At 32.4% G+C, this 10,060-nt stretch carries 8 protein-coding genes and 1 pseudogene; 5 read left to right on the top strand and 4 right to left on the bottom strand.

Annotated features, from left to right (window positions below; genetic code table 11):
• Positions 1-143 precede the first annotated feature (143 nt).
• The 5 genes and pseudogenes from AMO08_RS05310 to AMO08_RS05290 all read left to right on the top strand — a co-directional run.
• The gene (locus AMO08_RS05310; RefSeq protein ID WP_075485919.1) at positions 144-578 is read left to right on the top strand and encodes a CoA-binding protein; all 435 of its coding nucleotides are present in this window, start codon (positions 144-146) and stop codon (positions 576-578) included.
• Positions 578-2,188 carry an MFS transporter gene (locus tag AMO08_RS05305; protein WP_075485917.1) on the top strand — a complete coding sequence of 537 codons (1,611 nt, stop codon included), beginning with the start codon at positions 578-580 and terminating at the stop codon, positions 2,186-2,188. Before AMO08_RS05310 ends, AMO08_RS05305 begins: the two co-directional genes overlap by 1 nt.
• 12 nt (positions 2,189-2,200) lie before the next feature.
• Positions 2,201-2,770 (top strand): NAD(P)H-dependent oxidoreductase, encoded by a 570-nt coding sequence (locus tag AMO08_RS05300; RefSeq protein ID WP_075485915.1) that lies wholly within the window; start codon positions 2,201-2,203, stop codon positions 2,768-2,770.
• On the top strand, positions 2,739-3,215 hold the full coding sequence (locus AMO08_RS05295) for a hypothetical protein (protein ID WP_256997668.1): 477 nt from the start codon (positions 2,739-2,741) through the stop codon (positions 3,213-3,215). The genes AMO08_RS05300 and AMO08_RS05295 overlap by 32 nt, the downstream gene beginning before the upstream one ends.
• 57 nt (positions 3,216-3,272) lie before the next feature.
• Positions 3,273-5,216: pseudogene (locus AMO08_RS05290) on the top strand (GcvT family protein); the annotation flags it as partial.
• Between the two features lie 60 nt (positions 5,217-5,276).
• On the opposite strand, the gene AMO08_RS05285 reads toward AMO08_RS05290, so the two are convergent.
• The 4 genes from AMO08_RS05285 to AMO08_RS05270 form a co-directional block, all read right to left on the bottom strand.
• Positions 5,277-6,494, bottom strand: coding sequence for a M24 family metallopeptidase (locus AMO08_RS05285; RefSeq protein ID WP_075485909.1), 1,218 nt, complete (start codon positions 6,492-6,494; stop codon positions 5,277-5,279).
• Positions 6,491-7,120: a class I SAM-dependent DNA methyltransferase gene (locus AMO08_RS05280; RefSeq protein ID WP_075485908.1), complete on the bottom strand. Its 630-nt coding sequence runs from the start codon at positions 7,118-7,120 to the stop codon at positions 6,491-6,493. Before AMO08_RS05280 ends, AMO08_RS05285 begins: the two co-directional genes overlap by 4 nt.
• A 1-nt stretch (position 7,121) precedes the next feature.
• The gene (locus tag AMO08_RS05275; protein WP_075485906.1) at positions 7,122-8,111 is read right to left on the bottom strand and encodes an arginase family protein; all 990 of its coding nucleotides are present in this window, start codon (positions 8,109-8,111) and stop codon (positions 7,122-7,124) included.
• Positions 8,112-10,060, bottom strand: a 1,949-nt coding sequence (locus AMO08_RS05270) for a GcvT family protein (protein WP_075485904.1), incomplete at its 5' end; no start/stop codon positions are given. It lies immediately after the preceding gene.

Genomic DNA, 10,060 nt, shown 5'->3' with positions numbered 1-10,060 from the left:
GGAATGTTTGTAATATATAATTTTAAAGATCATAATCAAAAAAGAGCAATCGATGCATGTATTGCTGGTAGTCAAAAACTAGAAAAACCAATGACAGTTCCTGAAGCTAAAATATTTTGTGAAGAAAAAATTAAAAATAATAAATGAGTGATATCAAAGAAGTTCTTTCTAAATATAAATCAATTGCAATGGTAGGAGTTAGTAACGATCCAACAAAAGCATCAACTATAGTTATGAAATATATGCAAAAATATGGATTTAAAGTTTATCCTGTCAATCCTAGAGCTGAGGGTCAAAAAATTTTAGGAGAAGAAGTTTTTGCTAAAATATCTGATATTAATGATCAGGTTGATATTGTAGATGTTTTTAGACCATCAAAAGAAGTTTATGCTATTGCAGAAGATGCAGTTAAAATTGGTGCTAAAGTTTTATGGTTACAGCTCGGTATACGAGACGAAAAAGCAAAAGAATTGATGGAAAAAAATGATATTGAGTATATTGAAAATAAATGTACTAAAATGGAATATCAAAAATATTTTTTAAAAGTTAGACAAGCTTTTCCAGTTTTAAGTGACTAATGAGCAAAATAATTAAATTTTTAGACAGCACATTTTTAGATTTGGGTCGTCAATTTAAATGGACTTATCTACCTCCATTAATGGTTTATATGGCTGCAGGTATTTCTGGTTTAACAGGTATTGTTGGTACATTTTTTGTTAAAGATTATTTAAATTTATCAGCAGCATTTTTAGCAGGCCTAGGTTTTTGGGCTGGAATTCCCTGGGCATTAAAAATGCCGTTAGGACATTTAGTAGATCTTATCTGGGAGAGAAAAAATTACATGGTCTACTTCGGAGCTTCATTGATAGCTTTTAGTTTACTAATTATGTATGGATTGATTATTCATACTGAAGATATGTCCCAGGTATTTTCGGTAGAAACATGGTTTGTGATAAGTGTGATTTTAGCTCCAGTTGGTTATGTGGTTCAGGACGTTGTAGCCGATGCTATGACAGTTGAGGCAGTTCCTTTGGTTGATGAAACAGGAAATCATTATTCTAGAAATCAAATAAAAATAATGCATACAACAATGCAGACACTTGGAAGGTTTGCTATTATTGGCGGTACAGTACTTGTTGCGTTAGTTAATGTAATATTGTTTAGAGATGTGGAAAGCCTTGAGCAGACCGATAAGATAAATTTATATGGAACTATCTACATTTATGCTCTTGTAATACCTTTAGTTTCTATACTAGGTGTAATTTTAGCAAATTATTTAAGACATAAAAAAATACAAACTTTAAAATCTAGAGGTATAGAATTTAAAGATGAGAGAGGTAACGAAAAAACAAAAATAAACTGGTGGATATTAGGAGGAAGTTTGGTTTTTGTTATTTTCACATTGTCTATTGGTTCCTTTAAGGTTCCATTTGCACAAGAAATTGTGTTTATTGGCTCAGTCATAATCATTTTGTTTTTAATGTTTAAACTAATTAAGGAATTACCTCAGGAACTAAGATTAACAATTGTAGGTACAGCAGTAATTATTTTTGTATTTAGAGCCATGCCAGGTCCTGGACCAGGATTAACTTGGTTTGAAATTGATGAGCTTGGATTTAATGAACAGTTTTTTTCTGTTCTATCATTATTGGCATCAATTTTAACATTAGCAGGAATTGTATTGTTAAGACCTTTTATGGCAAATAATTCAATTGCTAAAATAATTGTAGTTCTAAGTATTGCAGGTGCGATTTTGTTTTTACCAAGTGTTGGAATGTATTATGGTTTTCATAACTGGACATCCTCGTTAACAGGTGGAGTTGTTGATGCTAAGTTTATTGCATTAATTAATACTGCATTAGAGTCTCCTCTTGGGCAAGTATCAATGATACCTTTACTCGCCTGGATAGCAAAAAATGCTCCTGCACATTTAAAGGCAACCTTTTTTGCAGTTTTTGCATCTTTTACAAATCTCGCATTATCAGCGAGTGCGTTAGGAACAAAATATTTAAATGAAATATTTACTGTAACAAGAGAAGTGAAAGATAAAGTTTCAGGTGAAATACAAACTACAGCAGATTATTCCGAACTTGGAATACTGTTAATTTTTGTAACACTTTTAACATTAATTCTTCCAATTTTATTTGTATTTATAATTAATAATAGTAAATACAAAACTACTGAATAAAAATTTTATAAAATGAAAAAAATTTTCCTAGTGTATGGGCACTACAATGACAATTCATTTAATGCAGCAATTCGAGATGAATTTGTTAAACAATCAAAAGTAAATGGAAATCAAGTTGATGTTGTTGATTTATATAAAGAAAAATTTGATCCTGTTTTTGCTGGAGAGGAACCTGATCAAGAAGTTTTAGATCATAGAAAAAGAATCGAAGAAAGTGATACAATTGTTTTAATTGCTCCAATTTGGAATTTTAGGATGCCAGCGATAGTTGAGGGTTGGATAGATAAAGTTTTAGCCCCACCTTGGGCGTTTAGATTTAAACAGTTGGTTGGAAATTACGGTTATCCAATTGGAAACTTAAGAGATAAAAAAGCTATAATATTCTGCACTTATGGTTCACCAAGATTAGCAATTACAACTTTTTTTTTAAACTTACCAATTAGAAGATTAAAAAGAGGAGTATTCCATATGTGTGGCATATATAACATTGTCTATAGAAGATATTTTGCAGTACCCTTTGTAAGTGATGCAAAGAGACAAGAATTTTTGAATGATGTTAGAAAAACCGCTAATAATCTTTAAAGCTGTAATCTTATATTTTTTCTTTATCTCATTTTCTTACGCTGAATTATTAAGCCCCAATAGCACTATAAGCCCGAAAGAAGTTATTAAAATTCAATTGAGTGGGCTTCAAAAAAATGATCTTGAATATAAAGATAGCGGCATAGAACAAACTTGGAAATTTGCTCACCCAAACAATAAGAGAGTAACAGGACCATTAAGCAACTTTAAGATGATGATAAAAAGCGACTCTTATGGGATGATGATTAACCACCTAAGTCACACAATAACTGAGCTTGGAAGTAGTGACAAATGGGCTCAATTTGAAGTTATAATTCTTGATAAGGACAAAATTTATCACAAATTTAATTGGCAGGTCGAAAAGTACACCTCTGAGGGAATTTTGAAAGACTGTTGGTTAACCACAATGGTATCCAGTCCAATCCCTCTTGGAAGCTCAATTTGATTTTTCACATATACATTTTTGTTTCGTAACAATTAAAAATTTAGTAGGAATCGCAGAATGAAAACAAAAACTAAAGTTGTAGTAGTTGGTGGAGGAGTTGTAGGGGTAAGTGCCCTGTATCATTTAGCAAAAAAGGGTTGGTCTGATGTTGTTCTAGTTGAAAGAAAAGAATTAACCTCAGGATCAACTTGGCATGCAGCAGGACTACTACCTTTATTTAATATGAGTTATTCAGTTGGACAACTTCATAAATATGCAGTTAATCTTTACAAAACATTAGAGGAAGAAACTGGAAAAAATGTTGGCTTTAGTGTTGTTTCAAATATTCGTCTAGCAAGTACAAAAGATAGAATGGATGAATACCATCAATACGCAGGCGTAGCTCGAACTATCGGAGTAGATGTTAAATTTTTGAAACCAGAACAAGTAAAAGAAATTTGGCCATTATGTCATACAGATGATTTAGTTGGCGCAATACAACACCCTGAAGATGGATATATTCAACCAGCAGATTTAACACAAGCATTAGCAACAGGTGCAAGAAATAGAGGAGCAGAAATTTATAGAAACACAACTGTCCTATCAATGAGGCAAACTAAAGATGGATGGATTGTGGAAACAGATAAGGGATCAATAGAGTGCGAACATGTTATTTCTTGTTCTGGAAATTTTGCGAGACAAACAGGTGAAATGGTAGGATTAGATATTCCAGTAATACCTGTTGAACATCAATACATTGTTACAGAACCACATCCTTTAATTCAAAAAAGAAAAAAAGATGGCTTACCAGAAATGGGAGTCTTAAGAGATAGTGATAGCAGATGGTATATGAGAGAAGAAGCTGGAGGATTAATTTTAGGCCCTTATGAAGATGGTGCACCAGCTTGTTATGTAGAGGGGCCATCAAAAAATTCTGAATATGAATTATTTCAAGAAGACTTAGACAGATTAGCTCCACATATAGAGGGAGCAATTCATAGAGTTCCTGCATTTGGAGAGGTTGGGGTAAAAAAAGTTTATAACGGAGCAATTTGTTATACTCCTGATGGAAATCCAATTGTTGGTCCTGCTTGGGGACTTAAGAATTTTTGGATTAATGAAGGACATAGTTTTGGAATAACAGCAGCAGGTGGTGCAGGTTGGCAATTAGCAGAATGGATCGTTGATGGTGAACCTACAATTGACATGTTAGGAGTTGAACCAAGACGTTATGGTAACTATGCAACTAAATCTTATTTAAAAGCAAAAAATGAAGAAGCATACAGCCATGTATTTATTGTTCACTATCCAGATGAAGAAAGACCAGCAGCAAGACCATTAAGAACAGCCCCTTGTTATGAACGAATGAAAAACTTAGGAGCAGTTTTTGGACAGAAATTTGGTTGGGAAAGACCTAATTTTTTTGCAACAGATGGAATGGAGCAAAAAGATGATTGGTCATTTAGAAGATCAAAATGGTTTGATGCAATTAAAAAAGAATGTCAAAATGTAAAAGAAAACGTGGGTCTTTTAGATATGACTGCGTTTGCAAAATGTAGAATTAGAGGACCTAAAGCTGAGGAATTTTTAGATTATTTGGTAGCTAATAAACTTCCAAAAAAGATTGGAAGGATAAATCTGTGTCATGCTTTGAACACTAAAGGTGGAGTACATTCAGAATTTACGATAATGAAAGAAGCAGAGAATAGTTACTATTTAGTTTCTGCTGGAGCAAATTTAAGATTAGATCATGATTGGATACAAAAATGGATGCCAGATGATGGATCTGTAATATTTGAAGATCTAACAAATAGTACAGGAGTTCTGGTAGTAGCTGGTCCAAAAGCAAGACAATTAATGCAAAAAGTTTCAACAGATGATTTTTCTAATGAAAATTTCAAATGGCTAACTGCAAAGAATGTAAATGTTGGATACGCCCCAGTAAATGCAATGCGAGTAAACTTTGTTGGTGAACTTGGTTGGGAACTACATCATCCAATTGAATATCAAAACCATATTTTTTAGTAATAAAATTTTGTCTTGGTTTTATCTCAGGAACTATTTTTCTACTAAATCTCATATTTAATTTAAAAATTTTTTTTCAAAAGGGAATTTTGACAAAATTTCAATTTCATTTTTCTTAACTAATATTTGTTGCTCTAATTTAACTCCCTCTTTTCCATCTTTTTCTCCAATGTAACTTTCTACACATAATGTCATATTGTTTTTAATTATTCCATCATAACCAGACTCTTGGTAATCATTTTTATGATAAAGGTACGGATATTCACCTGTCATCCCACAACCATGAGCAGACAGATAATATCTGTTGGCTCGATATTTATCTGGAATATTCCAAGCTTTTTCTGAATATTCTTTAAAACTCATGCCCTCTTTTATAATATTTATGTTATGCTCTACTTGATCTTTTGCAATATTATAAAGTTCTTTTTGCGTCTTTGTTGGATCATCGGGACCACTATGAAAGGTTCTAGAAAAATCACTATAATATCCATAGCAACCTACTACATCTGTATCAAATGCAACTAATTCATTTTGATTTATTATTTTTTTACCTGTCTCTTGAAACCACGGATTAGTTTTTTCACCTGAGGAAAGAAGTCTAGTCTCACAATAATCTCCATCTTGTTCAATAATTGATTTATAAAAAATAGACCAAAGTTGATTTTCTGAAATACCCGGCATCAAAGACTCTTTTAATTCACAAATTGCGTTCTCAGTTGCTATTAAAGAATTTTTTATACAAATAATTTCCTCATCAGATTTTATAGATCTTGCTAGCTCTATAGGTAACTGTGCGTCAACCACTTTAAATCCATTTTCCTGCAAACCAATTCCTATTGCGGCATTCATGCGTTCGAGACCTATAGTTTTTTTTACTCCAATTAAATTAATCAATGTATTTGAAATATCTTTTACCCATTCTTTTTCTTTAATTTTTATATTGTGACCACTTGCAACAAATGAAGCTGTTGAAGAAGTTCTTATCTCGTCAATAGTGGATAAATGATCTGACAAGTGTTCACAGCCCTTAAACTCAAAAAGAATAGATTTATTATTTGTTAAAATTAAATATCTAGAAGGTGAATTTCTAGAAGTAAATATTTGCATATTTCTGGCATCTGTTGCATATCTTATATTTACTGCATCGCTCAATATACATGCGTCTATATTGTTTAATTCCATTTGAGTTCTTAACGAACTTAACCTGTAAGACCTTAGTTTTTTAATATCATTATCTGTAATATCTAATTTATTTAAAACAAATTCTGAACTCATGTTGTAACTTTATAAATACCCAACCAAGCATTCACATCTTTGCTTGCAATATAATCAGATTTAAAAAATTCTACTTCCTCCCATTTATTATTTTGTTTTAGTAAATCAATTTTTTTATCAAAACCATACTCTTCATGAATTCCTTCATTTATAGTAAAGCAAATCAATCCTCCTGGTTTTGTTATTCTTATAAACTCATCTAATGCATTGGGTTTTACATGCCCGAAAGTAAATGTTCCAACGCACATCACTCCACCATAAAAGTTGTCCTCAACTTCTATTGGTTGATTTAAATCTACCTTTATTAATTTTTGATAAAGATCTTTTGGTACGGTATCTAGTAAAGTTTGTGATAAATCGGCTCCGTGAAAATTTTTAAAATTGTATTTTTTAAGCTCCAAACCAACTAAACCAGTTCCACATCCAGCATCAAAAATTAAAGTATCTTTATTTTTCTCATGTTTGTTAAATGTTTCTGCGGTTTCTTTAGGTCCTGTATAGTTCCAATCAACCATGTCTTTATTATACTTATCTTTGTCTCCCCACTCATCGTAATACTTCATAACCTCATCGGTAGTTTTAAGTTTATAAATTGGAATTTTGTTGCCTACATCTTTCTGAGACATTTTATTTTTTTCCTAAGTTAATAGAAATTAAACAGATAATTTCAAACATTATAGAAGCAGCAACCATTGCTGTTATTTGATTTGGACTATCTTTTGTTGGCATCAAACAAGCAACGTCTCCACCAATAACATTTTTTCCTTTAAAGGACTGAATAAGTTTTCTTACTTCGTCCATATTAAATCCTTTATAAGCAGGCTCTATATTAGCTACTCCCGGTGCAACGGTTGGATCTAAACAGTCTAAATCAAATGTAACATAAATTGGATTGTCCCCTAATCTATCTAAAATCATTTTAACACATTTTTCATGGCCCCATTCTCTATATTCATCCATTGTAATTACTTGATAACCAATATCATAACTTGCTTGTAACCAATCTAGTGTTCTAGGATTTCCTCTTATCCCTATCTGAGTACTTGTGTGTGGATCAACGTTTCCTTGTTTGACTAAAAAAGAAGCCCAATGAGCTGCCGATTTTTTTGCACCTAAAAAATGATCTAATTTTTCAAAACAATCTGTGTGCGCATCAAAATGAACAAGAGTAATTTTTTTTCCTTTAGTCAATTTTGAATTTTTTTTAGCCAAGCTTTGAACAATTCCTCCCGTTACTGAATGATCACCACCAATTGATACAACTGGCTTTTCTGCTTGTTCAATATGATCGTAAAAAGCTGATATTCTCTCTATACATTTTTCATTATCATTAGCTTCTGGAAAAGGAACATCTCCCAAGTCATGAATTTTATTTTCTTTCCAAGGATCAATTTTGAAATCAAAGTGAGATCGTCTCAACATTGCAGAAATATTTCTAACTGCTCTTGGGCCCAAATGTTGATCTCTTTCGGTCGTTCCGTTCCCAGTACTGTGTGGAACACCTACTAAAGCAATATCACAATTTTTTGGATCTGGATCATTTTTACATCTGAATAAAGTTGGAATACCCCACCAATAGAGGGTTTCCATCATTATTTTATCTTCCTCAGAAATCATTTAGCTTCTCATTTTTTGACCACTTGGATCATAAAGTGGTTCTTTAATTATTGAACAATTAAATAAATCTCCATTTATCTCTACTTGAATTTTATTTTCAGAATTAATGTTTTTTTGATCAATAAAAGTAAAAGCTACACTTTTATTTACAAAGTGAGCAAAACCACCTGAAGTTACATAACCAATACTTCGATCGCCATTCATCACGGCTTCATTATTTGTTACATCAATATCATTTGTTTCAACAATTAATGGTATAAGTTTATTTGAAGAATTTTCCTTTTGTGCACTTTCTTTACCAATAAACTCTTTATCCCAATTAATAAAAGCATCTAAGCCTGTCTCTTTTGCAGTAAAATCTGGTCTATAATCTAAAGTCCAAGCCCCCCAATTTTTCTCCAACCTCATTGACATTAATGCTCTTCCACCAAAAGGTTTAATATTAAATTCTTTTCCAGCTTCAATTAATTCTTCATAAAGTTTTAATTGATAATGGGGTGCTACATAAATTTCATAACCAAGTTCACCTGTGAATGAAATTCTATTAATTATTGCTGGTACACCACCAACAAACATTCTTCTTGTGTCTCTAAATTTAAATTTTTCATTTGAAAAATCATCTCTTACAATTTTTTCTAAAACTTTTCGTGAGTTAGGTCCTGCAATAGACAATCCATGATAATCGTCAGATCTATTAGAGTAACTTAAATCAAATTTATCTAGATGACTCTCAAACCAACGTCTGTGCATTTCTTGAGCAGCTCCAGATCCAAATACCATGAACTCATTTTCATCTAAACAAGCTACCGTTAAATCACCACATAATTTCCCTCTATATGACAACATTGGAGATAAAGATATTCTTCCTGGTCTTGGAAGTCTTCCAGCCATTATGTGATCTAAAAATTTTCTAGCATCAGGACCTTTGAATTCATGTTTTGAAAAATTTGCAACTTCAATTAAACCAACATTTTCTCTTACATTAATAACTTCTTTTGAAACATAGTCATGAGATCTTGATCTTTTAATAGTAGGCTCTTCATGAGCATCTTCTTTATTGTTTGCAAACCACAAAACATTTTCCAAACCAAAACTATCTCCCATAACAGCACCTTGGTTTACAAAACGATCATATAGGGCAGTAGTTTTTTGTTTTCTTCCTTTTGGCAAAGTTTCATTTGGAAATGTCATAATAAATCTTCGCTCATAATTTTCTGAAGACTTTATTGTTCCATATTGAGGTGATGCATAATCTCCAAACCTTGCAACATCCATTGCCCAAACATCAATTGAAGGTTCTCCATCAATAATCCATTCTGCTATACATTTACCAACCCCTCCACCTTGACAGAAACCAGCCATCACACCAACCGCAACCCAATAATTCTTCATTCCTGGCACTGGACCAATCAGAGGACTTCCATCTGGACCAAAAGTAAAAGGTCCGTTAACTATATTCTTAATACCTGCACGTTCTAACGCTGGCATTCTTTCAAAACCAATTGCAAGTCTATCTTCAATATTATCTAACTTTGGCTCAAGTAACTCATGGCCAAAATTCATTGGCGTACCTTCTACTTTCCAAGGAGTTGATTTTGGCTCATAAGTTCCAAGCAACATTCCTTTACCTTCTTGTCTAAAATAAATATTTCCCTCAAAATCTGTTCCGATTGGCAATCTTTGGTCACCCATTGCTTCAATTTCTGGAATAGGTTCTGTAATCAAATAATGATGCTCCATTGGTTGAACAGGGAGATTAAGTCCAGCTAATTGTCCAACTTCTCTTGCCCACAAACCGCCAGCGTTAATTACTATTTCGGCATTGATGTTTCCTTTTTCAGTAAAGACATCCCAAGTTCCATCCTCTTTTTGTTTCGTGTCTTTTACGACAGTATGAGTGTAATATTTTCCACCATGGACTTTTGCTGCTTTTGCAAAAGCATAAGTAA

Origin of the sequence: Candidatus Pelagibacter communis, assembly GCF_001180205.1 — a bacterium.
Taxonomy (GTDB): domain Bacteria; phylum Pseudomonadota; class Alphaproteobacteria; order Pelagibacterales; family Pelagibacteraceae; genus Pelagibacter; species Pelagibacter ubique_O.
This window is presented reverse-complemented; position numbering and strand designations above follow the sequence as displayed.